The sequence below is a fragment of the Muricoccus roseus genome (assembly GCF_900141905.1).
In the GTDB taxonomy this organism is placed as follows: Bacteria; Pseudomonadota; Alphaproteobacteria; order Acetobacterales; family Acetobacteraceae; genus Roseomonas; species Roseomonas rosea.
Genome location: NZ_FQZF01000010.1, coordinates 33782 through 59706, shown reverse-complemented (window position 1 = coordinate 59706; position 25925 = coordinate 33782). Strand labels below are relative to the sequence as shown.

Below are 25925 nucleotides of genomic sequence, written 5' to 3'. Positions count from 1 at the left end.
CTATTCCTCCAGCAGGATGTTGACGTTCTTGACCTGCGTATAGGCGAGCAGCTCGTCCAGGCTCTCCTCCCGGCCCAGCCCGGACTGCTTGAAGCCCCCGAAGGGCGCGCCGAGGAAGTGCTCGGAGGTGTCGTTCACCCAGATGAAGCCGGCCTGCAGCCGCGCCGCGGCGCGATGCGCGGTGACGACGTTCCGCGTGAAGACGGAGGCGGTGAGCCCGTACTCCACCGCGTTCACCGCCTGCATCATCTCCGCCTCCTCCTCCCACTTCAGCACGGAGAGGACGGGGCCGAAGATCTCCTCCCGCGCGATGCGCATAGAGGGGGTGACGTCGGCGAAGACGGTCGGCTCCACGTAGAAGCCGTGTGCCAGCTCCGGCTCCTGCGGGCGACCGCCGCCGGAGACCAGCCGCGCGCCCTCGCTCTTCGCGGATTCGATGTAGCCCAGCACCTTGTCCAGCTGCGCCGCGCTGACGAGGCTGCCCATGCGCGTGGCGGGGTCCGTCGGCAGTCCCGGGCGGATGGGGGCCAGCAGGCGCCGCACCTCCTCCAGCACCGCATCGTGGATGGAGGCGTGCAGGAAGGCGCGGGAGGTGGAGCCGCAGGACTGCCCGCACCAGGCGAAGTTCATCCCCTTCACCATCCCCGCCGCAACCCGGGCCGGATCGGCATCGGGATAGGCGATCAGCGCGTTCTTGCCGCCCAGCTCCAGCAGGCAGGGCACCACGCGGTCCGCGGCCGCGCGCAGCACCGCCTTGCCGGCCGGCACGGAGCCCACCAGCCCGATCTTGTCCACGCCGGGATGGGCGACGAGCGCCGCGCCCGTCTCGCGGTCGCCGGAGAGGATGCTGAAGACGCCGGGCGGGAAATGCGTGCCGGCCAGCTCCATCAGGCGAAGGGCCGAGAGCGGCGCCTGGTCCGGCGTCTTCACCACCACGCAGTTGCCGGCGGCCAGCGGCGCGGCGGCGCGCCAGGTCGCGAACATCAGGGGGTGGTTGTAGGCAATGATCTTCGCCACCACGCCCCAGGGCTGGCGCAGCGTGTAGTTCAACCGCCGCTCGCCCATGGGGATCGTTTCGCCCTTGGCCTCGGTCGCCAGCCCCGCGAAGAAGTCGAAGCCGCCCGCGGCGATGCCGACGTCCTTGATCAGCTCGGAGACGGGGTTGCCGCCATCCACGGCGTCCACCATCGCCAGCTCCTGCGCGTGCCGGCGCAGCAGCGCCGCGAAGCCGCGCAGCAGGTCGGCCCGCTCCGCCGGGCGCAGCGCGGCCCAGGCGGGAAAGGCCGCGCGGGCGGCAGCCACGGCCGCGTCCACGTCCTCGGGCCCCGCCACATCCACCTCGCCCAGCGCCTCTCCGGTCGCGGGCGCCAGGACCGCCATGCGGCGGCCGGAGCGGGCCGCGTGGAAGGCGCCGCCGTAGAACAGGCCCCGCTCGACCGGCAGCACGGGGGCGGAAACATGCAGGTCCATGATCAGGACTCCCGAGTGAGGGCGGAGGCCATGGCCGGGGTGTAGCCCGCGACCACACGCGCCTCGACGACGGCGGGCAGGCCGGATTCCACCACCGCGATCGCCTCGCGCAGCGCCGCCGCGAGGGAGGCGGGATCGGAGGCGGGCCCGAAGCCGGCCAGGCCGAGGCCGCGGGCAAGGGTGGGGAAGTCCGGGTCGGGATCGCGGATCGCCTGGCCGATCCACTTGTTCTCCACGGGGCGGCCGCGCTGGCGGGCCACCTTCTCCTGGTGAACCTCGTCGTTGAAGAAGGACTGGTTGTTGGAGATGATGACGAGCACCGGGATGCGGTAGCGCGCGGCGGTCCACAGCGCGGTCAGCCCCATCAGCGTGTCGCCATCGCCGAGCACGGCCACCGGCAGGCGCGCGGAACCGCTGTCGCGCAGGGCCAGCGCCGCCCCCACCGCCATGCCGGGTCCGGAGCCGATGCCGCCGCCGCCATCGTAGCCGAGATAGTCCAACGGGTGCCGCAGCGGCCAGCTGCCCCCGTTCCAGCCCAGGGGCAGGCGGATCAGCGTCACCTCGCGCCCCGCGGTCTCCTGCCGCAGCACGGCCGAGAGCCCGTCCGTGGTCAGCGGCCCCTCGGGCACCACCGGCGCGGCCGGCGCGGGCTGCGGGGCGGGCCTGGCGGGCACGCTCAGCGCCTCGAGCATGGCCCGCACGGCCACGTCCGGCGCCGTGACCAGCAAATGGTCGGCGGGCGCCAGGGCCTGGTGGTCGTGCGACCAGCCATTATGCATCGCGTGGTCCATAGAGGCACGGATGACGAGGGGCGGCACCACGCCCGCCGCCTTGAAGGCGCCGGCCGGGTCCACCCCGTCCAGGTCCAGCACCAGATCCGCCTCGCGCAGCGCCGCCAGGGCCTCCGCACCGGGAAAGATGCCCGGGGCGCCCGCGTGCAGCGGGTGGTCGGTGGGAAAGCCCGCGCCCACGCGCATGTCGGAGATGACGCGCAGCGACAGCGTCTCGGCCAGCGCCACGCGCGCCGCCCAGTCCACCGGATCGCGCGAGACGCGGCCGACCATCATCACGCCCCGCTTCGCGCCGCGCAGGGCCTGTGCGGCGGCGGCCAGGGCGGCGGGGGCGGGCCAGGGCACCTCCGGCGCGGGGTAGCGGGCCACGGGCAGGGCCGGCAAGGGCGCGGACAACGCCTCCTCCTGCATGGCGGCGTCGAGGTTCACGTAGACAGGGCCGCAGGGCATGGTGCAGGCCACCTGCCGCGCGCGCACCAGCGCCTCCTGCGCCGCGGCGACCGAGGCGGGCTGGTCGTCCCATTTCACGTAGTTGCGGATCAGCGCGCCCTGGTCCCGCGAGGTGTGGATCCAGTCGATCCAGGGGCGGCGCTTCGCCGCGTCCACCGGGCCGGTCGCCCCCAGCAGCACCAGCGGCACGCGGTCGCACCAGGCGTTGAACACCGCCATGGTCGCGTGCATCAGCCCGACATTGGAATGCACTACGGCCCCCATCGGCGTGCCCGTCACCTTCGCCCAGCCATGGGCGATCGCAACCGCGTGTTCCTCGTGCAGGCAGAGCAGCATGCGCGGGTCGCGATTGCCCGTGTGGTTCACCAGGCTGTCATGCAGGCCACGGAAGGAGGCCCCGGGGTTCAGCGCGAGGTATGGCAGGCCGAGCGAGCGGATCGTCTCCGCGACCACGTCGGAGCCGTAGCCGGCCGGGGCGTTGGAGAGGCCGACCGGCGTCTCGGGAAGGTGCGGAGCGGTGCTGTCCATCCCATGGCTGGTAGCCAGCCCGGCCGGGTAGCAGCCAGAAGCAGATCGCTTCGGCTGCTGAAGCGCGCCGCTATAGCCGGCTGGACTCCGCGCCGCGCCCGCCCGCATCCTGGCCGCGGAGGAAACAGTTGGATCTCAGGCGTCTGCGCACCGTGCTGGCGGTCATGGAGCACGGCTCGCTCAGCCGGGCGGCGGAGCGGCTCGGCGTCGCCCAGCCCGCCCTCGGCGCCCAGCTCAGGCACCTGGAGGAAGAACTGGGCGTTCCCCTCTTCCACCGCCACTCCCGCGGCATCACGCCCACGGAAGCGGGGCGCGCGCTGCGGGACGGGGCCCAGCCGCTGCTGGAAGGGCTGGACGCCCTGGCCGCCCGCATCCGGGACCTCGGCAACGCGCCGCGCGGGCGGGTGGTGGTGGGGGTCACGCCCTCCACCGGAAATTTGCTGGCCGCCCCGCTGCTACGCGCCACCACGCGGGACCTGCCGGGCGTGACGCTCTCCTTCGTCGAGGCCCTCTCCACCGCGCTGATCGACCGCGTCGCGGAAGGGACAGTCGATCTGGCCGTCTGCTACGACATGCCGTCCGACCGGCGCGGCGTGCGTGGCGAGACCCTCGCCCAGGACTGGCTGGTCTTCGTGGAAGCCCGCGAGGCGGGCCGCATCGCCGGCCGGGCGGAGATCCCCTTCGCCGAGGCGGCGGCGGTCCCGCTCGTGATGTCCGCCCTGGGCAACGAGGTGCTGCGGCGGAAGATCGAGGAGTCCGCGCGCGCGGCGGGGCTGGACGTGATCGTCGCGCATGAGGTGCAGTCGATGGGGCTGACCCGCGCCCTGCTCTCCGACCCCGGCCTGGGCGCCATCCTGCCCTATGGCGCGCTGATCGACGACATCCACGCGGGACGGCTCGTGGCGGCGCGGCTGGTGAGGCCGGTCGTGGAACGGCGCCTGTGCCTCGTCCACTCGGACCGGCGCCCGCTGAACCGCGCGGAACTGGCCCTGCGCAGCGCCCTCCTGCAGCTCATCGCGGCACCGGACGGCGATGGCTGGCAGGCGCCGCCCGGTCGGGAAGCCCTCTAGGCTACTCGGGCTGAATGCCTGCCACCTGCGCGATGCGCGCCGTGCGCTCGGATTCCATCTCGATGAAGCGCGTGAAGCCCGCGCGATCCTCGGCCACGGGTTCTGCGCCCTGGTCGGCCATGCGGGCTCGGATATCCGGGTCGCCAGAGAGGATCCGGACGGCGGCGTTGAGGCGGTCCGCCTCGGCCGCGGCGAGACCCTTGGGGCCCCAGAGGGCGTACCAGAGGGTGAAGTCCAGGCCGGGCATGCCGCCCTCGCCGACCGTGGGGATGGACGGCGCGCGGTCCGAACGGCGGGGCCCCATGATCGCGAAGGCGCGCAGGCGGCCAGCCTCGATATGGGGCAGAGCGGAACCGAGCGGCGCGACCATGAGGGCGGCGTTGCCGGAGAGCACGTCCGTCAACGCCGGCGCGGTGCCGCGGTAGGAGACGACGAGGGCATCGGCACCGGCCTGCCGCTTGAAGCTCTCGGTCGCGAGGTGGCCCATGGCGCCCAGGGCGGAGTTGGCGAAGGGGAAGGCCTCCGGCTTCGCCTTCATGGCGGCGACTAGGGCGACTAGGGCGGCGAGGCCGCCGTCCGGCGTGGCGCGCGGATTGCCGACGAGCACCATGGGGGCCGTGGCCAGCCGGGCGATGGGCGTGAAGTCCGCGACCGGATCATAGGGCACGGCGCGCATGACGCGGCGGGCCATGAGATGGATGTCGGCATTGACGAGGAAGGTGGTGCCGTCGGGCGCGGAGCGGGCGACCTCCGCGGCGCCGAGTGTGTTGTTGGCGCCGGAGCGGTTCTCCACCACCCAGGTCTGGTCCAGCGCCTCGCCGAGGCGGGTGGCATAGATCCGGCCGATCACGTCGATGGCGCCGCCAGGGGCGGCGGGAACGACGAGGCGCACGGTGCGGCGCTGGGCGCGCGCGATGCCCGGCAGAAAGGGGAGCAGGGCGGCACCGGCAAGGGTGCGGCGGGGAATGCGCATAGGACGTTCTCCGTGATGGAGTGTGGGTGCGGAGCCTTTCCGGCCTCTCGCGCCGACGCGTTCAGATCCCGCCGAAGCCCGCCCGGGCGCGGTAGTAGGACCAGGCGCGGTCCAGCGGGCGCTCGCCCATCAGCATCTCGGCGGTGAGCCGGATCTCGCCTTCCGTGAGGAAGCGCGGGGTGCCCATGGCGGTGGCACGGGCCTGGAGCTCCGCATTGTCCTTCATGCGGACGCTGACGAAGACGGCCGCAGGGAGGGAATGCGCGGCGACGGCGGCGCCGTGGTTCTTCAGAAGCACGCAGGTGCCCGCGCCGAGAGCCTTGGCGAGGCTGTCGGCGCGCGGGGCGTCGTCGATCAGCATGTTCGTGTCGCCGAACTCGTCGCGACTGTCCCAGACCGGCACCGCGCCGCCGAGGACGGAGGCCATGTGCATGATCGGGCGCAGGGGCACGTCCACGATCGTGTAGGGCATCACCGCCGGGGCGTGGTGGTGGACGGTGGCGTTCACATCCGGGCGCGCCGCGAAGATTCGGGCGTGCAGCACGCTCTCCAGATAGGGGCGCAGCCCCTTAGGGTCGACGGGGGTGCCGTCCAGCGTGAATTCCAGCAGGTCGTCGCGCGTGACGAGCTCCGGCGAGCGGGATCGGGAGATGAAGAAGCGATCGGGGCGGCCGGGATGCCGGACGGCGACGTGCCCGAAGTCGTCGAGGACGCCCTCATGCGCGAGGATGCGGTTGGCGACGACGAGGTCGCCCAGCAATGCGTGCAGGTCCTGGCTCATGCCGATCGCCGCCTCCCCATTCTTGTTGTAGCAGGTCCAGCCGACTGCTGATCCGGCCATTTCGGCCCGATCCTCGCAAACCACCGTATGCTTACCTTCAGCATACAGTCAATCGACGAAGATCCCTGCCCGGATCGCCCGGCGGGCGACCCGGTGATACCCTTGCAGCAACAGAAGGGCAGGCTCTCCCGACCGATGCAGCAGCTGTACGCAATGCCCGGCCACCTCGTGCGACGAATCCACCAGATCTCGGGCGCGATCTTCGCCGAGGAGATCGGTGATCACGACCTGACCTCCGTGCAGTTCAGTGCTCTCTATACCATCAGGGCCAGCCCGGGCATCGACGCGACCCGCCTCTCCGCCCTCATCGCCTTCGATCGCTCCACCATTGGCGGCGTGTTGGAGAGGCTGGAGGCGAAGGGCTGGGTTGTTCGGGAGCCTGCACCGGGCGACCGGCGCAAGAAGCAGCTGCGCCTGACGGCCGATGGGGAAACGCTCCTGCGGGATGTGGAAGAGGCGGTGGCACGGGTCCAGGAGCGCCTGCTGGCGCCGCTGCCTCCGGCGGAGCGGACGACCTTCATGCGCCTGCTGTCGAAGCTGACGAGGCTCCACGAGGAGGAGCGATCATGGACGCTGCCAGGCGAGAGTTAAAGCCAGGAACAAACCGTCTGAGCTGGGTAGGCAGATGACGCACAGGTGAGGGTGGTGAGGGCAAGGTGGAGGTCTGCGCGGCGCTCGTAGTGGACCGTGAAACGTCGGCATCGGGCGAGCCAGGCGAAGGTGCACTCCACCACTCACCTGTGGCGGCCGAGCAGGGTGGTGCTCTCGAGTCCCCGTCGCCCGGTGCGCGGGATGATGCCGCGGATGCGACACACTCGACGGCAACGGCGGTGGTCATACGCCTTGTTGGCGTGAAGCTTGGTGGGTGTGCGGCGTGAGCGACTGCGACGCCTGGCCCGGAGGCCCGGCAGGCCATCGAGCGTAGCGCGACCATGCGGCGGTCGCGGCGGTTGGACCCGCTCAACGGCAGGCCGAGCGGCCTACAGCGGGGGTGCGAGACGAGGCGGAGCGTCGTGCCCGGCTTGCTCCGGTCCGTCGGGTTCGGCCCGAGGTTCTCGTCCCGTTTCGCGGCCAGGCTGGCACGGTCGCGCTCCGCTCGGCTCCTTGGGCCGGTGATGCTGGCCTGTCCGGGTGCGCTGGTTCTTCCCCTGCGCCGGGAGAGTGAGGATCGCGCCACCACAAGTCCGAGCGACGGCGTGCGTTGCGGACGATGTGTTCAGGTCGCGGCGGATGTTTGGAGGCCGAGGCGGCTAGCCGCGTGGCGGGCACCTCCACTTCCGTGTCGCCGGTGGTCAGGTCGGCCAGGATCTCGCCGTGGCGCGTCCGCCGGCGTTGATGCGCCTCATGTGTGGCCGCCAGCCGCCGCCGGCTGCGGTCGAAGAGGGCGAGCCCGTCTCCTCCTCCAGCGCGCAGGAGCTTCGTCACGGCGGGCTGAGAGAGCGAGAGGATTTCCGCCGCGCGGGTGACGGAGCCGCCATGCATCACGGCCCGGAATGCTTCGAGCTGGTGGAGGCGGCGCGTCACGCTTCGCTACTCCAGGGAATGGAAACGGGAAATTTACGAATTTGCGTGGCCAGGCGAAAGGGTGCCAGCGTTCCGGCAGGACAAGGCGTCCCCCCGCCGGAAAGGCACCGGCGTCTCCGATGTGGCGTGAGGAGCGATGATGGTGCGCAGACTTCTTCTGGCCGCGGTGGCGGCGATCGGCATCACGGGCGGCGCCGCGGGGCTGGCCATGGCGCAGCAGCGCCTCGTGGTGGCGGCCTATGGCGGCTCCTATGAGAGCATCATGCGCCAGTCGGTCATCCCGGCCTTCGAGCGCGCCAACAATGCCCGCGTGGACTACCTCGCCGGCAATTCCTCCGACAGCCTCGCGCGGCTTCAGGCCCAGCGCGGGCGGCAGGAAGTGGGGGTCGCCGTGCTGGATGACGGGCCGATGACCCAGGCCATCTCGCTCGGGCTTTGCCAAAAGGCGACGGACCAGGCGGCGGTCTCCAGCCTCTACCCCGTTGCCGTGATGGGCGAGGGGCGGGCGCTCGGCACGGGTTTCGGCTTCACGGGCATCGCCTACAACACGCGCGTGTTCCGAGAGCGGAACCTGCCGGTGCCGACCTCCTGGATGGACCTGGCGCGGCCGGAGTTCCGCCGCCGACTGGCCATCCCGGGGATCGACAACACCTATGGCCTGCACATCCTCTCGATGATGGCCCGGGTGAATGGCGGCGGCGAGACGAATATCGACCCGGGCTTCCGCGCGATGCGCGAGCGGATCAACCCCAACGTGCTCGCCTATGAGAGCAGCCCGGGGAAGATGAGCGAGATGTTCCAGTCCGGCGAGATCTGGCTTGCCGTCTGGGGTTCCTCCCGCGCGGCCGCGATGGTGGAGGCGGGGTTTCCGATGGGCTTCGTGCGGCCCAAGGAGGGCGGGGTGGTGCTGATGACCGCCGCCTGCGCGGTGGAGGGCACGCCGAACCCGGACCTCGCCCAGAAGTTCCTCGCCCATCTCGTCTCGCCCGAGGTGCAGGCCAGCTTCTCCCGCCAGTACGGCTCGGGCCCGACCAACCGCAACACGCAGCTTCCGCCCGAGATCGCGGCCAAGGTGATCTATGGGGAGGAGCAGGTGCGCGGGCTCGTCTCGCTGGACTGGGGCACGATCAACGCCAACCGCACGGAATGGACGCGGCGCTGGCAGCGCGAGGTGGAGCGCTGAGCCGCATGCGCCCGGGCTCGCTGGTGCTGGACGGGCTGGCCAAGCGCTACGGCCCCGTCGTCGCCGTGCAGGGGGTTTCGATCGAGGTGGCGCGGGGGGAGTTCCTCGGCCTCCTCGGCCCCTCGGGCTGCGGCAAGACGACCACGCTGCAGATGATCGCGGGGTTCGAGACGCCGAGCGAGGGGCGTATCCTCCTCGACGGGCAGGACCTGGCCAGCACGCCGCCGGCCAAGCGGGGCATCGGCCTCGTCTTCCAGTCCTACGCGCTCTTTCCGCATATGACGGCAGCGGAGAACGTGGCCTTCGGACTGGAGATGCGGCGCGTGCCGAAGGCCGAGCGCATGCGGCGCGTGGCGGAGGCGCTGGACCTCGTGCATCTCTCGCATCTGGCGGACCGGTTTCCGCGCAACATGTCCGGCGGCCAGCAGCAGCGCGTGGCGCTGGCCCGCGCGCTGGTGATCGAGCCGCAGCTCCTCCTGCTCGACGAGCCGCTTTCCAACCTCGATGCCAAGCTGCGGGAGGAGATGCAGGTGGAGCTGCGCGAGCTGCAGCGCCGCGTCGGGGTCACCACCATCCTGGTCACGCATGACCAGCAGGAGGCCATGGCGCTCTGCGACCGCGTGGCCGTGATGCAGGCGGGCCGCGTGGTGCAGGTGGACGAGCCCTGGCGCGCCTATGAGCTGCCGGCCGACAGCTTCGTTGCCGATTTCCTCGGGCGGAGCAACTGGCTGCCTGCCCGCGCCGGCGGTGGTGAGGCGGAGGTGGCGGGCCGGCGCTTCGCCCTGCCGCCGGAGCTTGCCGGGAGCGAGGGCGAGGTGATGCTGACCATCCGGCCGGAGCGCCTGCGCATCGGGGCGGAGGGCGCGGGCTCTCTGCCCGGCCGCGTGCACTCCCGCGTCTTCCTTGGCGCCTCCTGGCTCTACCGCGTGGATACGGCGATCGGGCCGATGATGGTCACCGCCCAGAACACCGGCGCGCCGCCCGTGGAGGAGGGCGCGCCGGTCTCCCTCTCCTGGGATTCCCACAGCCTGCGCCGGCTGGAGGCGGCATGAGCGCCGGCCGCGCCTCCCCGGCGCTGCTCGCGGCGCCCTCGGGCCTCGTCTACCTGCTGGCCCTGCTCATCCCGCTGGCGAGCGTGCTGCTGCTCAGCCTGCAGGGCTTCGACTTCTCCCGCGGCATCCTGCCGCGCTACGACCTGGCCAACTATGCCGACCTCTTCACCGATCCGCTCTTCGAGGAGGCGCTTGGCCGCACCTTCCGGATCGCGTTCGTCACCACCGTCATCTGCCTCCTCATCGGCGTGCCGGAGGCCTGGATCATCCGCCGGATGTCGTCGCGCTGGCGCGGGCTGATGCTGTTGCTGGTGGTGGGGCCGCTGCTCGTCTCCGTGGTGGTGCGGACCTTTGGCTGGATGGTGCTGCTGGGCACCAACGGCCTCATCAACGGCGCCCTTGTCGCCCTCGGCGTGCCGGACGCGCCCTTCCGCATGATGTTCACGGAGTTCGCCGTCATCCTCGGCCTCGTGCATGTCATGGTGCCGCTGGTGGTGCTGGCGGTCTGGGCCAGCCTCGGCCGGCTGGACCCGGCCCTGCCGCGTGCCGCGGAAAGCCTCGGCGCCGGGCGGCTCACCATCTTCCGGCGCGTCATCCTGCCGAACATCATGCCGGGCGTGCTGGGCGGGGCGCTGATGGTCTTCTGCCTTTCCGCCTCGGCCTTCGCCACGCCCGCCATGCTGGGCGGCCGGCGGCTGAAGGTGGTTTCCAGCATGGCCTATAACGAGTTCCTCAACACGCTGAATTGGCCACTCGGCGCGGCCATCGCCACGCTGCTGCTGGCGGCCATCCTCGCCGCCACTCTTCTCTGGACCCGCTTCGTCGAGCGCCGCGCCCTGCGCCGGCTGGGAGGCGCGTGATGGACCGGCGCGACCGCAACGGGCCGCTTGCCCTGCTCTTCCACCTCGTCTTCTCGGTGTTCATCGTGGCGCCGCTGCTGGTGGTGATCCTCGTCTCCTTCACGGACAAGGGCTATCTCGCCATGCCCTTCGACGGCGCGTCGCTGCGCTGGTGGGCGGCCATCGCGGACAATCCGCAGTTCATCGAGAGCCTCTGGGTCAGCCTCGGCCTCGGCCTTGTCTCCGCCACCCTCTCCGCCCTCATCGCGGTGCCGGCGGCGCTCGCCATCGCGCGGCACAGCTTTCCCGGGCGGGACGTGCTGGCCGCGCTGCTTGTCTCGCCGCTGATGATCCCGCATGTGGTGCTCGGCGTCGCGCTGCTGCGCTTCTTCTCCGGCTTCGGCCTCGCCGGCTCCTTCCCCGGCCTCGTCGCGGCGCATCTGGTGGTCATCACCCCCTATATGCTCCGGCTGGTCTCCGCGGGGCTGGCCGGCCTCGACCCGCGGGTGGAGCGCGCCGCCGAGAGCCTCGGCGCGGACCGCTTCACCGTTTTCCGCCGCATCACGCTGCCGCTGATCCTGCCTGGCCTCGCCGGCGGTTGGATCCTCGCCTTCATCACCTCCTTCGACGAGCTGACCGTGAGCCTTTTCCTGGCCTCGCCTTCCTACACGCCCATCCCGGTGCGGCTGTTCACCCATATCGACCAGATGACCGACCCGCTCGTCGCCTCCGTCTCGGCCGCGCTGATCGCGGTGACGATCGTGCTGCTGCTGGTGCTGGACCGCTTCTATCCCATCGACCGCCTGCTCACGGGGGAGCGCCGCGCGTGACACAGGACGTCATCGTCGTCGGCGGCGGCCTTGTCGGCACCGCCATCGCCTATGGGCTTCAGAAGCGCGGCCTCTCCACCGTGCTGCTGGACGAGGGCGACGTGGCCCATCGCGCCAGCCGGGGCAATTTCGGGCTGGTCTGGGTGCAGTCCAAGGGGCTGGGGGCGCCGCATTACCAGCACTGGACGCGCGGCTCGGCCGGGGCCTGGCCCGGCCTGGCCGCGGAGCTGGCCGAGCGGACGGGGCTCGATACCGGGCTGCACCAGCCCGGCGGCGTCCATGTCTGCCTCTCCGAGGAGGAGTTCGAGCAGCGCGCGGCCTATATGGCGCAGCTGCAGCGCGAGGCCGGCAATCTCGGCATGGAATACCGGATGCTCGGCCATGCTGAGACGGCCGAGATGCTGCCCGGCATCGGCCGCGCCGTGGTGGGGGCGAGCTGGACGCCCTATGACGGCCATGCGAGCCCCTTGTACCTGCTGCGCGCGCTGCACGCCGCCTTCCACGATGCGGGCGGGATCTACCGCCCCAATGCCGGCGTCTCCGAGGGCACCGCCGCCCCGCGCGACTTCTCCGTGCTGGCGGGCGGGGAGACGCATCGGGCGCCGCGCATCGTTCTCGCCGCAGGGCTCGGCAATGCCGCCCTCGCGCCGCGCTTCGGGCTGGAGGCTCCGGTGCGGCCGCAGCGCGGCCAAGTGCTGGTGACGGAGCGCACGCGGCAGCTCCTGCCCATGCCCACGACCACCATCCGCCAGACCGACGAGGGTTCGGTGATGATCGGGGACAGCAAAGAGGAGGCGGGCTATGACAGCCTGACCCAGACGCCCGAGATCATGCGCACCATGGCACGGCGCGCGGTGCTCACCTTTCCCTGGATCGCGGAGCTGAACATCGTGCGCGCCTGGTCGGCGCTCCGCGTGATGGCACCGGACGGGCTGCCCATCTACGACGAATCCGAGCGCTTCCCCGGCGCGTTCACGGCCAACTGCCATTCGGGCGTCACCCTCGCGGGCGCCCATGCCGACATCTTCGCCCCCATGATCGCCGCCGGCGCGCTGACGCCGGAGATGGCCCCCTTCAGCGCAAGGCGTTTCCACGATGTTCGTTCCGCGGCCTGACATCCGCCCCGCCACGGTGGAGGTCTTCGTCGAAGGCCGCCCCGTCCTGGTGCCGGAGGGCGCCTCCGCCGCGGCGGCCGTGCTGCTGGCCGGCCTGCCCGCCATCCGGGAGACGCCGGTGAAGGGGGCGCCGCGCCTGCCTTATTGCATGATGGGGATCTGCTTCGACTGCCTCGCCGAGATCGACGGCGTGGCCAACCGCCAGGCCTGCATGGTGACCGTGGCGCCGGGGATGCGGATCGCGGCCCAGCGCGGGGCCCGCCGGGCCCGGCCCGATGCGGCGCCGGAGATCGCGGCGTGAGGGACTACGACCTTGCCGTCACCGGGGCCGGCCCGGCGGGCATGGCGGCTGCCATGGAGGCGGCCTCGCTCGGGCTTTCCGTGCTCGTGCTGGACGAGCAGCCCGCACCCGGGGGCCAGGTGTTCCGCGCGGTGGAGGCGGCAGGTTGCGACCCGGCGCTGGCAGGCGAGTTCCTCGACGCCGGCGCCGCCCTGGCGCGGGACTTCCGCGCCGCCCTGCATCCGGGTGGGGAGGTCGAGTACAGCCCGCGCAGCACCCTTTGGCATGTGGACATCGCGACCGGGGTCATCTCCGTGCTGCGGGAGGGCGCCTCGGAGGAGATCCGGGTTTCGCGTCTTCTCCTCGCGACCGGCGCGCAGGAACGTCCCGTGCCGATCCCGGGCTGGACGCTGCCGGGCGCGATGGGCGCGGGCGCGGCGCAGATCCTGCTCAAGACGGCGGGGGCGGTGCCGCAGGGGCCGCTGGTGATCGCGGGGCAAGGGCCGCTGACCTGGCTGCTAGCCGTTCAACTCCTCCGCGCCGGGGCGGGGCCGGTGACGCTGCTGGAGACGGGCGGCAAGGGCGCGCTGTGGGACGCCTTCCGCGCCGGCGGGCTCTGGACCGGTCGCCGCCTACTCACCAAGGGGCTGGCCCTGGTGCGCGAGGCGAAGCGGCGCGGGCTGAAGGTGGTGCGCGGCGTGCGCGAGCTGCGCGCCGAAGGGGAGGGGCGGGTGCAGCGCGTGCGCTGGGCCGGGGGCGAGATGGCCTGCGACACGCTGCTGCTGCATGAGGGCGTGATCCCCTCCACCCATGTCAGCCGCGCCCTGGGCCTCGAGCATCGCTGGGACGAGGCGCAGCGCTGCTGGCGCCCCGTGCTCGACGAATGGGGCGCGACCAGCCATGGGCTCGTCGCCGTGGCGGGCGATGGCGGTGGCATCGGCGGCTGGGAGGCGGCCACGGCGACCGGCCGCATCGCCGCCATCGACGCTGCCCGCCGTCTCGGCCGGCTGCCTGAGGCGGAGGCCGAGCGCCGCGCCGCGCCGCATCGGGCGCGGCTTGCCGCCGCCCTTGCGCTGCGCCCCTTCCTCGACCGGCTCTACGCCCCCGCGCCGGAGGTGCTGGTTCCACGGGACGACGCCACCATCGTCTGCCGCTGCGAGGAGATCACGGCGGGCCAGGTGCGCGAGGCCGCGCGGCTCGGCGCCACCGGGCCGAACCAGGCCAAGGCCTATCTCCGCGCCGGCATGGGCCCGTGCCAGGGGCGCATGTGCGGCACCACCGTCGCCGCCCTCATCGCCGCCGAGCGCGGGATTCCCATCGGGGAGGCCGGTGCGCTGCGTCCCCGCGCGCCCTTCAAGCCGCTGACGGTCGGCGAGCTTGCCGCCCTGCCGCTGGAGACGGTGGCGTGACCACCCTTCTCCTCTGCAGCGGGCCCGCCGCGCTGGAGGCCGCGCGCCTCCTGCCGGATGCCCCCGTGGTGCCTCGCGCCTGGCATGCGGAGCCGGGGCGGCTCTGGATCGAGGATGAGGCGGGGGTGCGCGCGCTTGCCTTCACGCGCCTGCTGGTGCTGGACGATGTGCCGCTGATCCTCGCCGCCCTCGGTTGCGGCTTCCAGGGCGGGCTCCCGGTGGTGGACGGGCGCGGCGAGACGTCGTGGCCCTGCGTTTTCGCCGCGGGGCCCGCCCTGGGCGTCTCCGGGGCGGAAGGGCTTGCCCTGGTCCGTGTCGCCGCGCTGGCCCTGGCCGGGCGGGCCGGAGGTGGGGGCGGCGTCGAGGCCGTTCCCCGCCCCCTGCCGGCGGCCGGGCGCCTGGACCCGGTGGGGATGGCCGGGCTGCTGGAGGAACCGCCCGGCCCCGAGCGTGACGGGGCCGTGCTGGCGCAGGCTGCCCTGATCGGCCCGGTCGCCTTCGCCCTGCCGGTGGGCTTCGCGGCCCTGGCCGCGATGGCCGGGGAGATGCCCGAGCCCCGGCCGGTCCAGGCCGATGCCGGAGGGCTGGCGTGAGCGGGCCGGAGGTGCTGGTGGTCGGGGGCGGGCTGCACGGGCTCTCCGCCGCCTTTCACCTCGCGCGCCGCGGGCGCCGGGTGCGGGTGCTGGAGGCCGGGCATCTGGCCCGGCATGCTTCCGGCTTCTCGGCCGGGGGTGTCCGCACCCTGGGCCGCCATCCGGCCGAGATCCCGCTGGCGCTGGAAGCCCTCGACCTCTGGCACCGGATCGGGGAGCTGGTCGGGGAGGATTGCGGCTTCCGCGCCTCCGGCCAGGTGAAGGTCGCGGAGAGCGCGGCTGACCTGACGGTGCTGGAGGAGCGCGCCGCCGCGCTGCGCGCCGGGGGCTACACGCATGAGGAGGTGGTGGACGCGGCCGGGCTGCGGCGCCTGCTTCCCGCCGTGGCGCCGCATGTCGTCGGCGGCATGGTCGCGCGGCGGGACGGCTTCGCCTCGCCCTACCGCACCAGCCTCGCCTTCGGCCGCGCCGCGCGGGCGCTGGGGGCGGAGATCGTGGAAGGGGCGCGCGTGATCGCCGCCGGGCGCCGCGGCGGGCTCTGGCACCTCCGCACGGCCGATGGCGCGGAGCACGCCGCGCCCGTGCTGGTGAATGCCGCCGGGGCCTGGGGGGCGCGCCTCGCCCGCCATATCGGGGAGACGATACCGCTCGGCTTCAACGCCTTCATGATGATGCTGACGGCGCGCATGCCCGCCTTCGTCACCCCCGTGGTGGGCGCCACCTCGCGCCCGATCTCCTTCAAGCAGGCCGAGACGGGCCAGGTGATGATCGGCGGGGGGCACAAGGGCGTCGGCAGCCTCGACACCGGTGCCACGGCGCTGGATGTGGAGCGGCTGGCCTATTCGGCGCGCACGGCGCTGGAGCTTTTCCCGGTGCTCGCGGAGACGCGGATCGTCCATGCCTGGGCCGGCATCGAGGGCGTGACGCCGGACGACCTTCCCGTCATCGGCGCCTCAGGCCTCCATGACGGGGTGATCCACGCCTTCGGCTTCTGCGGCCATGGCTTCGAGCTGGGGCCGGTGGTGGGGGACATCGTCGCCCAGCTGGCCACCCAGGGCTTCACCAACCGCCCCATCGCCGCCTTCGCGCCCGGCCGCTTCGGCGGCCCGGCCGGGGCGGGGACCGGGGCCGCGCTGCCGCAGCCGGCCGGCTGACGCCCGGCACCATTCAGAAGGAACGAAGACATGATCCGACGCCACGCCCGCACGCCCATCATGCACCGCGTCGTCGAGCACAACGGCGTTCTCTATTTCGGCGGCATCGTCGCCGAGGACCGCTCGAAGCCGATGAAGGAGCAGACCGAGCAGATCCTGGAGAGGATCGGCGCGCTGCTGGCCGAGAACGGCAGCGACAAGACGAAGCTCCTCGCCGCCACGCTCTACATCACGGATATGGGCATGAAGGACGCGATGAACGCGGCCTGGGCCGCCTGGTTCGGCCCGGACGACCTGCCGACGCGCGCCACCATCGGCGTCGCCGATCTCGGCCCGGGCACGCTCATCGAGGTGGTCGTCACCGCCGCGCTCTGAGCGCGCCGCGCCGCGCGGAAGGGTTCCGCGCGGAGCCCATCATGGACGGCAGGTTGCGGGATCAGGCATGCTTCGAATCGGCTTCGGCGGCACCTTCACCGACTTCACGGTGCATGACACGGACGTGACTAGCTGGCCGCCCTGGCCGCCGCCCTCTCGCTGACGCGCCCGGCGCTTGCCCAGGCCTGGCCATCGCGTCCCGTCCGGGTCGTGGTGCCCTTCGCGGCGGGGGGCGGGACCGACGTGCTCGCCCGCATCCTCGCCAACGGACTCTCCGAGCGCCTCGGCGGGACCGTGGTGGTGGAGAACCGCACGGGCGCCGGCGGCAGCCTGGCGATGGAGAACGTCATCCGCGCCCCGGCGGATGGCTACACCTTCCTCATGGGCACGAACGGCGGTGGCGGTGAATCGGCACCTCTACAGCAATCTCGGCTTCGACCCGCTGAAAGACCTCGCCCCGGTCAGCCTCGCCTTCCGGATCGAGCACCTCCGCGCCGTCTCCAACGCCCTGCCGGCGCGCTCCGTGGCCGAGCTGGTCGCCTTGGCGAAGGCGAAGCCGGGGACGCTCACCTTCGGCTCCGCCGGCACGGGCTCGATGATCCACCTGGCGGGGGTTGCGCATTGGTGGTCTCCGTTCCGGGCGATCGATGCGAGCGGCTTACGGTGCGGGGCGGCCCAGCGTGGCCGGGGCCTCGCCGGCGCGATAGTCCCCCTGGGCGACATGCTCCATCCAGGTGACCGGCGAGCCGTCCAGCTTTTCCTGGACCGCGACGTGACTCATGGCGGTGGTGGCGGTCGCGCCATGCCAGTGCCTCTCGCCAGGCCCGAACCAGACCACGTCGCCGGGGCGAATCTCCTCCAGCGGCCCGCCCTCGCGCTGCGCCCAGCCACGACCTGCGGTGACGATCAGCGTCTGGCCGAGCGGATGCGTGTGCCAGGCGGTGCGCGCGCCGGGCTCGAAGGTGACGAGGGCGCCGGCGACGCGCGCGGGATCGGGCGGGCTGAACAGCGGATCGATCCGCACCGTGCCGGTGAACCACACTGCCGGCCCCTTGCCGGAGGGCGCCGAAGCCGCTCGCGTGATCTCCATAACAGGCCTCCTTCGCTCATCGTGGCCGTGGGGGGCCGCAATGGCGGGTTGGTGTGGCGTGCAAGATGGCGGGTGCAGCCTGGTGCGATTAGGCGGCAAAGTCGGCATGGACCTTGAAGCAGGGCTTCATGATGCCTCGGACGGACCTGAACGATCTCCAGTCCTTCCGTGCCGTCGCGACGGCGCGCAGCTTCACGCGCGCTGCCGCCCAGCTCGGCGTCTCCCCCTCTGCGTTGAGCCAGACGCTGCGCTCGCTGGAGGCGCGGCTCGGGCTGCGGCTGTTGACCCGCACCACGCGCAGCGTCGCGCCCACAGAGGCCGGCGAGCGCTTGCTACGGACGCTCGGCCCGGCCTTCGACGAGGTCGAGGCGGCGCTCGCCGCCCTCGGCGAGCTGCGGGAGAAGCCGTCCGGCACCATCCGCATCACCGCGGCGGAGCACGCGGCCGCCACGGTGCTGTGGCCGGCGCTCGAGCGGCTGCTGCCGGCTTATCCGGACATCACGGTCGAGGTGCATGTGGACAACACCCTTGCCGACCTCGCGGCCGGCCGCTTCGACGCCGGCATCCGCATCGGCGAACTTGTGGGCAGGGACATGGTCGCCGTGCGCATCGGGCCGGCGCTACGGATGGAGGTCGTCGGCGCGCCCGCCTATTTCGCCGCGCGGCCGCCGCCGAGGACGCCGCAGGAGCTGACCGGGCACGCCTGCATCAACATCCGCCTGCCGACGCTGGGCGGTGTCTATGCCTGGGAGTTCGAGAAGGACGGCCGCGAGATTCGCGTGCATGTGGAGGGGCCGCTGGTGTTCAACGTGGCGCCCCCGCTGCTGAGGGCGGCGCTAGGCGGGTTCGGCTTGGCCTGCGTGTTTGAGGACCAGGTGCAGGCGCATCTCGCCGAGGGACGCTTGCTGCGCGTGCTGGACGACTGGTGCCCGCCATTCCCCGGCTACCACCTCGATTACCCGAGCCGCCGCCAGCCGACCCCGGCCTTTGCGCTGCTGGTGGATGCGCTGCGCTTTCGGGACAACGGCGAAGGACGCTCGCCACCCAGCGGGGGAAAGGGGGCATAGCCTCGCTGATCCGCCCGGACCGAGGGGGGAGCGCCCAAAGGGTTCTGTTGGATAGGTGTTATAATCGCTTGATTCTCTGGCGGTCGCTGCTTGGGCCTGGCGCTTTCTTGCCGGGCGGCTGCCGTCGATCACGGACGCCGCGCCGTTCGCCTCCGAGCTTCACCTGTCATCGTCGCCATCTTTGCATAGGGCCGTCTCGTCGGCCGTCCCGCGCTTAACGCCGGGCGCGACGGCCTGTCTTGCGCTGAGCCCGTGTCTTGGGCGGCTTGGCGGCCGGGGCGATCACGATGGGCTTGGCCGCCGGAATGCCGTCCGGCCCAACATAGCGCTGTAGTGTCGCGCCGGCCGCGAGGTGCGGGTAGCCCCGGGCGCCTTTCGGCCATGTCCTCGCGAAGGCGGCGACCTCGGCGTGATCCTGTCCCCGAATGGTCTGGACCAGGATGGATGCCGCCTGCGCCGGCTTCAGCCGCTGCTGGCGCAGCAGCTGAAGATGCCACTCGCGGGCGCGCAGAGGGCACCAATCCACCAGGGCTTCCTGCAGGGCCCGGCGCACCTCGACCGGCAGCTCCTCATAGGCCCGGTACGGATCACCCTTGAGCTTGCTGTAGGGCTTGGCGGCCATGCTGTTGTCCATGTCCGGCCTTCTACCGAAAGCAGAACCGGAGGGATATCGTCTTGCCGCCCCCTCCCGCGCATCAACCGCGCCCCCTGCCGGACCGGTGCCCGTCCCCCTTGCCGCAGGGCAAGGTCCGCGACAGGGGGATCAAGCGCGTGGAAGGCTGTTGCGGTCCGCATGCAGCTTCCGGCTGGCGGGGGGGGCATTCGAGGAGCGGGACCTGAAAGCGGTCCGCTGCGAGCCGGGTCATGACCGGCCCGTGCGCTGGTCGGCTTCCTGTCCGATGGCAGCGTCTGCCGGGACATGGCGTTCGCGGATTTGGATGTGCGCGCATGATGGCACGCATGGCTGGCCGGAGGGACGCGACGCGCTCCAGAACCCGACGGGCGTGACGATGCCCGCGCGGCGGCGCGAGGCTGTGGCCGCGATCGCCCGGCGCCTCGACTTCCAGCTTATCGAGGACGATGCCTATGGATTCCTGACGGAGGACGACCCGCCGGTTCCACCCCTGGCGGTCCTGGCCCCGGAGCGGAGCTGGCACCTGCGCTCCACCTCGAAGGGCTTCACCCCTGGCCTGCGGGCTGCCTGGATGCTCGTGCCACCGGGGCAGGAAGAGGGGGCCGCAAACTTGATCCGCGCCACCGTCTGGACCGCCCCGCCGCTGGGTGCCGCGATCGCCTCCCTCTGGGTGGGCGACGGGACCGCCGCGCTCCTGGAAGCGGAGAAGCGCCGCGAAGCGCGGGCACGCCAGGCGCTCGCCAGGGAGCTGCTGCCGATCCGGGCTTCATCCGCGTCGCACCCCGCCTCGATGCACCTCTGGCTCGACCTGCCGAAAGGGACCTCCGCGCAGGAGCTGGCCGCGCGCCTGGACGCCCTCGGCGTGAGGATTACCCCCGGAGCGGCCTTCGGGATCGGCAGCGCGCCCAACGCCGTGCGACTTGCCCTCGGCGCGCCAATGGATCGTGACGACCTGCAGCGGGCACTGCGGGCTGTCGCCAGTGCCCTGAGTTGAGGTGCCGCCACCACCATGTCACTCCGGGCCGCCAGAGGCCGAACACGGCGGAGCTACAGGCACCGGAGCCGTTCCGCGCTCAGAAGGGCATAAACAGCCGGCCGGCGGTCCGTTTCCTCGAAGCGGGCGAACTCATCAGCCAGCCGGGAGAGGTCCTCGAGGGCAAGGCCGAACCTCTCTTCGGCGTCCTCTCGCGCGACGTGGTGAACTCCAACACCTGCGCCGCCGACAAACCGAGCGTCTCTGGCCCCAGCACCTCCGGCAGCCGTCGCACCGCCTCCTGCGCCGCCTGCTTCTCCTCCAGGATCACCGCGATATTCGCATCCGTGGGCTCGATCAGCCGGGAGGCCCCCGGCTCCCATTCGTCGCGCCCGTGGATGTCCACCAGCATTCCGAAGGCCTTGTCGAGGGTGTCGGGGTACTGGTCATCCTCGTGGAAGAGGCCCTCGCACATAGGCGGCGCCCTCCATCGCCGCCCAGGAGGCATTCATGAAGGCCTCCATCCGAGCGCGCGCCCCATGGCCGTCCACCGCCACCGGCTCCTCCAGCTCGGAGGCAGTCCGCATCGGCGAGAGCAGCCCGTGCGCCGTCCAGGCGCCGTAGATGCCCGAGAGATCGCGCCCCGCATCCTGCGCCAGCATCGCCCCGCCGATCACGTTCAGCAGGTTCGGCGAGTTGAGGGCACCCTTCCATGTTTCACAAACACTTTAGGTGTGAGGACCCGTTAATTTACTAGCGGCGACGCAGGCATCCTGACGGCCGTTGTCCTGGATGCTCCGCCCCGGAGCGGAAGTACCGTTAATGTTCATTTTCGGCGGTTCGGCCTCTTCGGCTACCGCCGGGAGTTGACCCAGAGCACCACGGACCGTCCCCTTGCGGCGTTTGCAAAGCCGTGAGGCGTGCTGCTGGTGAAGCGGAAGGAGTCGCCCTGCGCCAGAGCATGGGTTTCCGTCCCGATGGTCAGCCGGATGCTGCCCTCCAGCACCAACCCGGCCTCCTCCCCATCGTGGCTGTAGAGATCCGTGCCCGTGCTGGATCCCGGATCCAGTGTCATCAAGAAGAGCCGCAACTCCCCTGCTGCGGATGGAGCGAGCGGTGTCTTGGTGATGCCGCTGGAGTGGAAGGTGACGGGCCGTGTGTCCGCCGCCCGGCGGATGGGTGACGCCCCCTCCCCTGCCGCCGTCGGGCTGACAAGGGAGAGGAAGTCTACCCCCAGCAGCTCCGCGATCCGGGCGAGATCCCGGACGGGAAGGGAGGAGAGACCGCGCTCCACCTGGCTGAGGTAGCCCACTGACTTGCCCAGGCTCAGGGCCACCCCGGCGAGCGGCATCCGCCGGGCCTCGCGCAGCAGCCGCAGCCGGCGCCCGATCGTAGCGTCGATGGCATCGGCGGAGACGGGCTCGGAGGGCCGAGGGGTTGGGGCAGGGTCGCGTGCCAAGCAGCCTCCGAGAATTTCATACGCGTGAAACAGACTTGCATCCTCGTGAACGCGATGGCTAGTCTCGTCCGAATGACAGCAGCCCTCTCCGCCCCGGAAAGCAAGTGAGCGACTTCCACGCCTCCATGGACCCCGGCGTGGTCGCCTACGTTGAGAAAGCAAGGCGGGACGCCGGCCGAATGGCAGGAATCGTGGACCTGTCGCCCGACCAGCGGCGGCTGCGGGCGGAGATCCTCGCCCGCCTCACCGCCGAGCGTCATCCGGACTGGCTTTCTACCTTCACCACCTACGTCACCCTTCCCGGGCGCGAGATCCCCATCCGTGTGTACGTGCCGGCGGGCGATGGGCCACGCCCCGCCATTCTCTACCTGCACGGGGGAAGCTGGATCGCCGGCAGCCCGGAATCCCACGACTTCATCACGGCCAGCCTGGCTGCCAACACTGGCGCCATCCTGCTCAGCGTCCACTACCGCCGCGCGCCGGAGAACCCCTACCCGGCAGCCACGGAGGATGCCTACGCCGCCCTGTGCTGGGCCGTGCAGCGGGCCGAGGCGCTAGGGATCGACCCGGACCGCATCGCCATCGCCGGGGACAGTGCGGGCGGCAACCTCGCCGCAGCCTGCGCCCTGATGGCGCGGGACCGGGGCGGCCCGGCCATCGCGCACCAAATCCTGCTCTACCCCACCCTGGACGATGATCTGGAGACGGAGAGCTACCGCGCCGGCACCGACCCCATCCTCACCCGCGCCGCGATGAAGGAGGCGCTGGAGGCCTTCCTGCCTGAGGGCGCCGCGGCAGATGACGGCTACGCCCTACCCATGCGCGCCCCTCGCCTCGCCGGCCTGCCGCCCGCCTGCCTCAGCATCGCCGCCCTCGACCCGCTGCGGGACGACGGGCTGCGCTACGCCGCCCGGCTGACGGAGGCGGCCGTCCCAACGGTCGCCCGCGTCGGCCCGGGCCTGATCCACGGCTATGTCCGCATGCGCCGGTTCAGCGCCGTCGCGGAGGCCGAGTTCCAGGCCGTCTGCGCCGAAATCCGCGCGGCCCTCGACCTGCCCGCCCGCCCTACCTGGTAGCCGCGCCCTGAAGGATCCCGAACGATGCACCTGACCCGCCGCCATGCCCTGCTCGGCTCGCTCGCTCTCGCGGCCCTGGCCGGCGCGCGGCCGGCCAGGGCGGCCTTTCCGGACCGGACCGTCCGTCTCGTCGTGCCCTATGCGCCGGGGGGCAGCTACGACACGACAGGGCGCCTGATGGCGGAGGGCGCGGCGCCGCTCCTCGGCCAGCCCGTGGTTGTGGACAACCGCCCCGGCGCCGGCGGCATCGTGGGGGCTGCCTCCGTCGCCCGCTCCCCGGCCGATGGCTACACCCTGCTGCTCAGCGGGCTGACGGCGCAGATCCTGGTGCAGGGCGCCAATGCCAGCCTGCCCTTCGATCCCATGGGCGACTTCGTGCCCGTCGCGCTCGTGGCCAAGGTGCCGCTGATCCTGGTCGCGGCCAGGAACATGAACGCCCGCAGCGTCGCCGAGCTCGTGCAGGCCGTGAAGGCCAGACCGGGCAGCTACAACTTCAGCTCAGCGGGGAATGGCGCGTCCGGCCACATCGCGGCCCAGCACTTCGCCAATGTCGCCGGTCTGGAGGTGACGCACGTGCCCTATCGCGGCAGCGCGGCCGGGCTAGCGGATCTCCTGGCGGGTCGCATTGCTTTTCTCGTCGACACGCCCTCCGTCGTCGGCGAGCACATCCGCTCCGGCGCAATCAGCGGGCTGGCCGTCATGTCGGATGCGCGCATCCCGACCCTGCCGGAGGTGCCCACCATGAAGGAGGCGGGCTTCCCCAGCGTGAACAACCTGGAGCCGTGGCAGGCGGTCGTCGCACCGCGGGGCACCCCGCCCGACGTGGTCGCCCGGCTGAACGCCGCCATTAATGAGGTGACGGCCCGGCCGGAGGTGCGCGGGCGCTTTGCGGCCATCGACCTCACTCCCATGTCCGGATCGCCGGATCAGGTGGCGCGGTTCTTCACGGAGGAGAACGACCGCTGGGTGCCGATCGTGCGCGCCATGGACATGCGCGCCGGTTAGGACGGAGCCAGGAACAACCGACGGCTCAACGCCTGAGGGTCCGTGGCCCTGGCCGGTGCGGCCGGCCCTGCAGTAGGGCCGGATCTAACCAGCCGCGGTGCAGAAAGTTGAGTCGCCCCGTGTGCAAGTCGCGCCGCGCGGGCATGCACGGCAGACTGCAACGTCGTGCGTATCGAACACCGCCGAGCGCCGGGGCAGCCCGTCGAGATTCGGCGTCGGTACGACAGTGGCGCCATCGGCGCCCAAGGCGCGCCGGTTGAGGGGGCTGCTTTGCGCCCATTCCAGTCGCCTGCGCGCCGCTGAAGTTTACTCGAAAGCGGACTTTCCTCAGTTTAGCCGCACTAATCCGAGGCAGCTATGCGGCCATCTCTGCGCTTCCCAACTTCTTGAGATGGCGGAAGATGCGCGCCGCGTCCTTGGCCGGAGGAGCGCCGAAGAAGCGGGCGTACTCGCGGCTGAACTGGGTCGCGCTTTCATATCCGACGTCAAAGGCCACGTCGCCTGCCTTCACGCCGCCGCTGACCAGCAGCAGCCGTGCCTGCAGCAGGCGGATGCGCTTCTGGAACTGCACCGGGCTGAGTGCCGTCGCGCTCTTGAAGTGCCGGTGGAAAGCGGAGGGGCTCATCGCGGCGATGGCGGCAAGCGCCTCCACCCGCAGAGGCTCGGCGAAATGCTGTCGGATCCACCGGATAGCGAGATTGATCCGTGCCAGCGCGGTGCTGGGTGTGGCGATGTCACGGAGCAGCGCCGCGTGCGGCCCTTGCAGCACCCGGTAGAGGATCTCGCGCTCGTAAGCAGGGGCCAGTGCCGGGATGTCGTGCGGCTGGTCCATTAGGCGCAGCATGCGGACCCAGGCATCCAGCAGTTCTGGAGTCACCGCAGCCACCGAGAAGCCCGCCATCGGCGCCTGTGCCGCCGGTGAGGGCAGGTCCGTCAGCAGGGTCGCAATCACCTGCGGGTCCAGCGTGAGGCTGACCGCAAGGTAGGGTGCGCCCGACGTGTTGGGGTGGACAGCCCCGACCGCTGGCAGGTCGACCGACATCACGAAGTAGGTCGCCGGATCGTAGTGCAGGGTCTGATCGCCGACCGTCATCGACTTGCTGCCTTGCAGGATTAGGTTGACCATCGGGTCGTAGCAGGCGGCGAGTTCATGCTCGGGTACCTGTCCCTGAACCATTGCCACGCGCGGAATGCCCGTCTCGGTTTTCCGGTTTTCGGCCCGCGCAGCCAGGGCGCGCAGTTCAGTCAGCTGCTGTTCCATGCCTGTGACAGTGTCCTGCCTGGTCAGGGGAAACAACCTGGAAAGCAGGATTAGGCAAGATTCGGGTAGGAACCGCGACGCGCGGTTGGGTGGTCGCCGCATAGCTTCGTTGGCAGATACTGGAGCTATGCACCATGGAAGTCATCGCTATCACGGGCGGCAGCCGGGGCATCGGCGCGGCCGCGGCACGAGCCTGCGCCGATCGCGGCCTGGGCGTCATCCTGACCTACAACAGCCATCCCGAGGCCGCCGAGGCTGTCGTGACGCAGATCGGGCAGATTGGGGGTCGTGCGGTCGCACTGCCGCTCGACGTCGCTGACACGGCAAGCTTCTCCTCGTTCCGCGAGGCGGTAAGGCGCGCGCTGGAAGAGACCTGGAACGGCGCCAGCCTGCGTGGTCTCGTCAACAATGCCGGGTTCGGGCTCTACAACCTGATTGAGACCGTCACCGAAGACCAGTTCGACGGCCTGTTCGCGGTGCATCTGAAGGGGCCGTTCTTCCTGACGCAGGCCCTGCTGCCGCTGATCCGCGACGGCGGCGCCATCGTCAACCTGACCAGTGCCACCACACGGGTGGCAACGGCTGGGGTGGCGCCCTATGCCAGCTTCAAGGGCGGGCTGGAGGTGCTGACCCGCTACATGGCCAAGGAGTTCGGCCCGCGTCGCATCCGCGCCAACGCCGTGTCACCGGGCGCGATCCGGACTGAACTGGGCGGCGGTCTCACGGATGAGTTTCAGGCGCGGCTGGCATCGCAGACGGCGCTCGGCCGCGTCGGTGAGGCGGAGGAGGTCGGCCGCGTCATCGCCAACCTGCTCACGGACGAGCTCGGCTGGGTCAACGGCCAGTCGATCGAGGTCGGCGGCGGCTACTGCATCTAAGGGAA

27 protein-coding genes and 4 pseudogenes are annotated in these 25925 nt (G+C 71.4%); 19 read left to right on the top strand and 12 right to left on the bottom strand.

Annotated features, from left to right (window positions below; genetic code table 11):
* Together BUB97_RS10095 and BUB97_RS10090 are read right to left on the bottom strand one after the other, a co-directional pair.
* Positions 1 to 1470, bottom strand: a complete 1470-nt coding sequence (locus BUB97_RS10095; protein WP_073134256.1) for an aldehyde dehydrogenase family protein — start codon at positions 1468 to 1470, stop codon at positions 1 to 3.
* Between the two features lie 2 nt (positions 1471 to 1472).
* Complete coding sequence (locus BUB97_RS10090) at positions 1473 to 3239, bottom strand: thiamine pyrophosphate-binding protein (RefSeq protein WP_073134252.1); 1767 nt, start codon at positions 3237 to 3239, stop codon at positions 1473 to 1475.
* Positions 3240 to 3367: 128 nt separating this feature from the next.
* On the opposite strand from BUB97_RS10090, the gene BUB97_RS10085 reads away from it, so the two are divergent.
* A complete protein-coding gene (locus BUB97_RS10085; protein WP_073134249.1) occupies positions 3368 to 4309 on the top strand; it encodes a LysR family transcriptional regulator in 942 nt (313 codons plus the stop codon).
* 1 nt (position 4310) lies between these two features.
* On the opposite strand, the gene BUB97_RS10080 is transcribed toward BUB97_RS10085, so the two are convergent.
* Both BUB97_RS10080 and BUB97_RS10075 read right to left on the bottom strand, forming a co-directional pair.
* On the bottom strand, positions 4311 to 5282 hold the full coding sequence (locus tag BUB97_RS10080) for a Bug family tripartite tricarboxylate transporter substrate binding protein (RefSeq protein ID WP_073134247.1): 972 nt from the start codon (positions 5280 to 5282) through the stop codon (positions 4311 to 4313).
* Between the two features lie 61 nt (positions 5283 to 5343).
* Positions 5344 to 6123 (bottom strand): class II aldolase/adducin family protein, encoded by a 780-nt coding sequence (locus BUB97_RS10075; RefSeq protein WP_245818264.1) that lies wholly within the window; start codon positions 6121 to 6123, stop codon positions 5344 to 5346.
* Between the two features lie 27 nt (positions 6124 to 6150).
* Here BUB97_RS10075 and BUB97_RS10070 point away from each other — a divergent pair, with 27 nt between their 5' ends.
* Positions 6151 to 6714 (top strand): MarR family winged helix-turn-helix transcriptional regulator, encoded by a 564-nt coding sequence (locus BUB97_RS10070; RefSeq protein WP_245818263.1) that lies wholly within the window; start codon positions 6151 to 6153, stop codon positions 6712 to 6714.
* A gap of 38 nt (positions 6715 to 6752) precedes the next feature.
* Here the strand turns inward: BUB97_RS10070 and BUB97_RS26845 are convergent.
* Positions 6753 to 7225, bottom strand: a pseudogene (locus BUB97_RS26845) (transposase); the annotation flags it as partial.
* A gap of 248 nt (positions 7226 to 7473) precedes the next feature.
* Positions 7474 to 7647 (bottom strand): annotated as a pseudogene (locus BUB97_RS27235) (LysR family transcriptional regulator); the annotation flags it as partial.
* Positions 7648 to 7786: 139 nt separating this feature from the next.
* Here BUB97_RS27235 and BUB97_RS10055 point away from each other — a divergent pair.
* The 12 genes and pseudogenes from BUB97_RS10055 to BUB97_RS27435 form a co-directional block, all read left to right on the top strand.
* On the top strand, positions 7787 to 8830 hold the full coding sequence (locus tag BUB97_RS10055) for an ABC transporter substrate-binding protein (protein WP_073134500.1): 1044 nt from the start codon (positions 7787 to 7789) through the stop codon (positions 8828 to 8830).
* 5 nt (positions 8831 to 8835) lie between these two features.
* Positions 8836 to 9882, top strand: a complete 1047-nt coding sequence (locus BUB97_RS10050) for an ABC transporter ATP-binding protein (RefSeq protein ID WP_073134246.1) — start codon at positions 8836 to 8838, stop codon at positions 9880 to 9882.
* Positions 9879 to 10742: an ABC transporter permease gene (locus tag BUB97_RS10045; protein ID WP_073134245.1), complete on the top strand. Its 864-nt coding sequence runs from the start codon at positions 9879 to 9881 to the stop codon at positions 10740 to 10742. Before BUB97_RS10050 ends, BUB97_RS10045 begins: the two co-directional genes overlap by 4 nt.
* Positions 10742 to 11551 (top strand): ABC transporter permease, encoded by an 810-nt coding sequence (locus BUB97_RS10040; RefSeq protein ID WP_073134244.1) that lies wholly within the window; start codon positions 10742 to 10744, stop codon positions 11549 to 11551. The genes BUB97_RS10045 and BUB97_RS10040 overlap by 1 nt, the downstream gene beginning before the upstream one ends.
* Positions 11548 to 12666, top strand: coding sequence for an NAD(P)/FAD-dependent oxidoreductase (locus BUB97_RS10035; RefSeq protein ID WP_073134241.1), 1119 nt, complete (start codon positions 11548 to 11550; stop codon positions 12664 to 12666). Before BUB97_RS10040 ends, BUB97_RS10035 begins: the two co-directional genes overlap by 4 nt.
* A complete protein-coding gene (locus BUB97_RS10030; protein ID WP_073134238.1) occupies positions 12647 to 12967 on the top strand; it encodes a 2Fe-2S iron-sulfur cluster-binding protein in 321 nt (106 codons plus the stop codon). The genes BUB97_RS10035 and BUB97_RS10030 overlap by 20 nt, the downstream gene beginning before the upstream one ends.
* A complete protein-coding gene (locus tag BUB97_RS10025) occupies positions 12964 to 14355 on the top strand; it encodes an FAD/NAD(P)-dependent oxidoreductase (RefSeq protein WP_245818262.1) in 1392 nt (463 codons plus the stop codon). Before BUB97_RS10030 ends, BUB97_RS10025 begins: the two co-directional genes overlap by 4 nt.
* The gene (locus BUB97_RS10020; protein WP_073134233.1) at positions 14352 to 14948 is read left to right on the top strand and encodes a hypothetical protein; all 597 of its coding nucleotides are present in this window, start codon (positions 14352 to 14354) and stop codon (positions 14946 to 14948) included. Before BUB97_RS10025 ends, BUB97_RS10020 begins: the two co-directional genes overlap by 4 nt.
* Positions 14945 to 16102: an NAD(P)/FAD-dependent oxidoreductase gene (locus BUB97_RS10015; RefSeq protein ID WP_073134230.1), complete on the top strand. Its 1158-nt coding sequence runs from the start codon at positions 14945 to 14947 to the stop codon at positions 16100 to 16102. Before BUB97_RS10020 ends, BUB97_RS10015 begins: the two co-directional genes overlap by 4 nt.
* A gap of 30 nt (positions 16103 to 16132) precedes the next feature.
* Entirely contained in the window at positions 16133 to 16477 is a 345-nt protein-coding gene (locus BUB97_RS10010; protein WP_073134227.1) for a RidA family protein, read from the top strand.
* A gap of 210 nt (positions 16478 to 16687) precedes the next feature.
* A pseudogene (locus tag BUB97_RS27440) lies at positions 16688 to 16864 on the top strand (tripartite tricarboxylate transporter substrate-binding protein); the annotation flags it as partial.
* A pseudogene (locus BUB97_RS27435) lies at positions 16842 to 17075 on the top strand (tripartite tricarboxylate transporter substrate-binding protein); the annotation flags it as partial. The pseudogenes BUB97_RS27440 and BUB97_RS27435, both read left to right, overlap by 23 nt.
* A 60-nt stretch (positions 17076 to 17135) precedes the next feature.
* Here BUB97_RS27435 and BUB97_RS10000 read toward each other — a convergent pair.
* Positions 17136 to 17567: a (R)-mandelonitrile lyase gene (locus BUB97_RS10000; protein WP_073134223.1), complete on the bottom strand. Its 432-nt coding sequence runs from the start codon at positions 17565 to 17567 to the stop codon at positions 17136 to 17138.
* Positions 17568 to 17695: 128 nt separating this feature from the next.
* Between BUB97_RS10000 and BUB97_RS09995 the strand changes: the two genes are divergently transcribed.
* Positions 17696 to 18634, top strand: coding sequence for a LysR family transcriptional regulator (locus BUB97_RS09995; RefSeq protein ID WP_456306332.1), 939 nt, complete (start codon positions 17696 to 17698; stop codon positions 18632 to 18634).
* 214 nt (positions 18635 to 18848) lie between these two features.
* Here BUB97_RS09995 and BUB97_RS09990 read toward each other — a convergent pair whose 3' ends face one another.
* Positions 18849 to 19268 carry a DUF6525 family protein gene (locus tag BUB97_RS09990; protein ID WP_073134220.1) on the bottom strand — a complete coding sequence of 140 codons (420 nt, stop codon included), beginning with the start codon at positions 19266 to 19268 and terminating at the stop codon, positions 18849 to 18851.
* 304 nt (positions 19269 to 19572) lie between these two features.
* Here BUB97_RS09990 and BUB97_RS09985 point away from each other — a divergent pair, with 304 nt between their 5' ends.
* Entirely contained in the window at positions 19573 to 20262 is a 690-nt protein-coding gene (locus BUB97_RS09985; protein ID WP_073134218.1) for an aminotransferase class I/II-fold pyridoxal phosphate-dependent enzyme, read from the top strand.
* Positions 20263 to 20341: 79 nt separating this feature from the next.
* On the opposite strand, the gene BUB97_RS27230 is transcribed toward BUB97_RS09985, so the two are convergent.
* The 3 genes from BUB97_RS27230 to BUB97_RS09970 form a co-directional block, all read right to left on the bottom strand.
* A complete protein-coding gene (locus tag BUB97_RS27230; RefSeq protein WP_073134216.1) occupies positions 20342 to 20716 on the bottom strand; it encodes a hypothetical protein in 375 nt (124 codons plus the stop codon).
* On the bottom strand, positions 20688 to 20918 hold the full coding sequence (locus BUB97_RS09975; protein ID WP_073134209.1) for a hypothetical protein: 231 nt from the start codon (positions 20916 to 20918) through the stop codon (positions 20688 to 20690). Before BUB97_RS09975 ends, BUB97_RS27230 begins: the two co-directional genes overlap by 29 nt.
* A 176-nt stretch (positions 20919 to 21094) precedes the next feature.
* Positions 21095 to 21700 carry a helix-turn-helix domain-containing protein gene (locus tag BUB97_RS09970; RefSeq protein ID WP_086062076.1) on the bottom strand — a complete coding sequence of 202 codons (606 nt, stop codon included), beginning with the start codon at positions 21698 to 21700 and terminating at the stop codon, positions 21095 to 21097.
* Positions 21701 to 21804: 104 nt separating this feature from the next.
* Here BUB97_RS09970 and BUB97_RS09965 point away from each other — a divergent pair, with 104 nt between their 5' ends.
* On the top strand, positions 21805 to 22776 hold the full coding sequence (locus BUB97_RS09965; protein WP_217659612.1) for an alpha/beta hydrolase: 972 nt from the start codon (positions 21805 to 21807) through the stop codon (positions 22774 to 22776).
* A 24-nt stretch (positions 22777 to 22800) separates the two neighbouring features.
* Positions 22801 to 23781, top strand: a complete 981-nt coding sequence (locus BUB97_RS09960) for a Bug family tripartite tricarboxylate transporter substrate binding protein (protein WP_073134207.1) — start codon at positions 22801 to 22803, stop codon at positions 23779 to 23781.
* A 355-nt stretch (positions 23782 to 24136) separates the two neighbouring features.
* Here the strand turns inward: BUB97_RS09960 and BUB97_RS09955 are convergent, their stop codons facing one another.
* Positions 24137 to 25042 (bottom strand): AraC family transcriptional regulator, encoded by a 906-nt coding sequence (locus tag BUB97_RS09955; RefSeq protein ID WP_073134204.1) that lies wholly within the window; start codon positions 25040 to 25042, stop codon positions 24137 to 24139.
* Positions 25043 to 25176: 134 nt separating this feature from the next.
* On the opposite strand from BUB97_RS09955, the gene BUB97_RS09950 reads away from it, so the two are divergent.
* Positions 25177 to 25920 carry an SDR family NAD(P)-dependent oxidoreductase gene (locus BUB97_RS09950; protein ID WP_073134202.1) on the top strand — a complete coding sequence of 248 codons (744 nt, stop codon included), beginning with the start codon at positions 25177 to 25179 and terminating at the stop codon, positions 25918 to 25920.
* Positions 25921 to 25925: the final 5 nt, after the last annotated feature.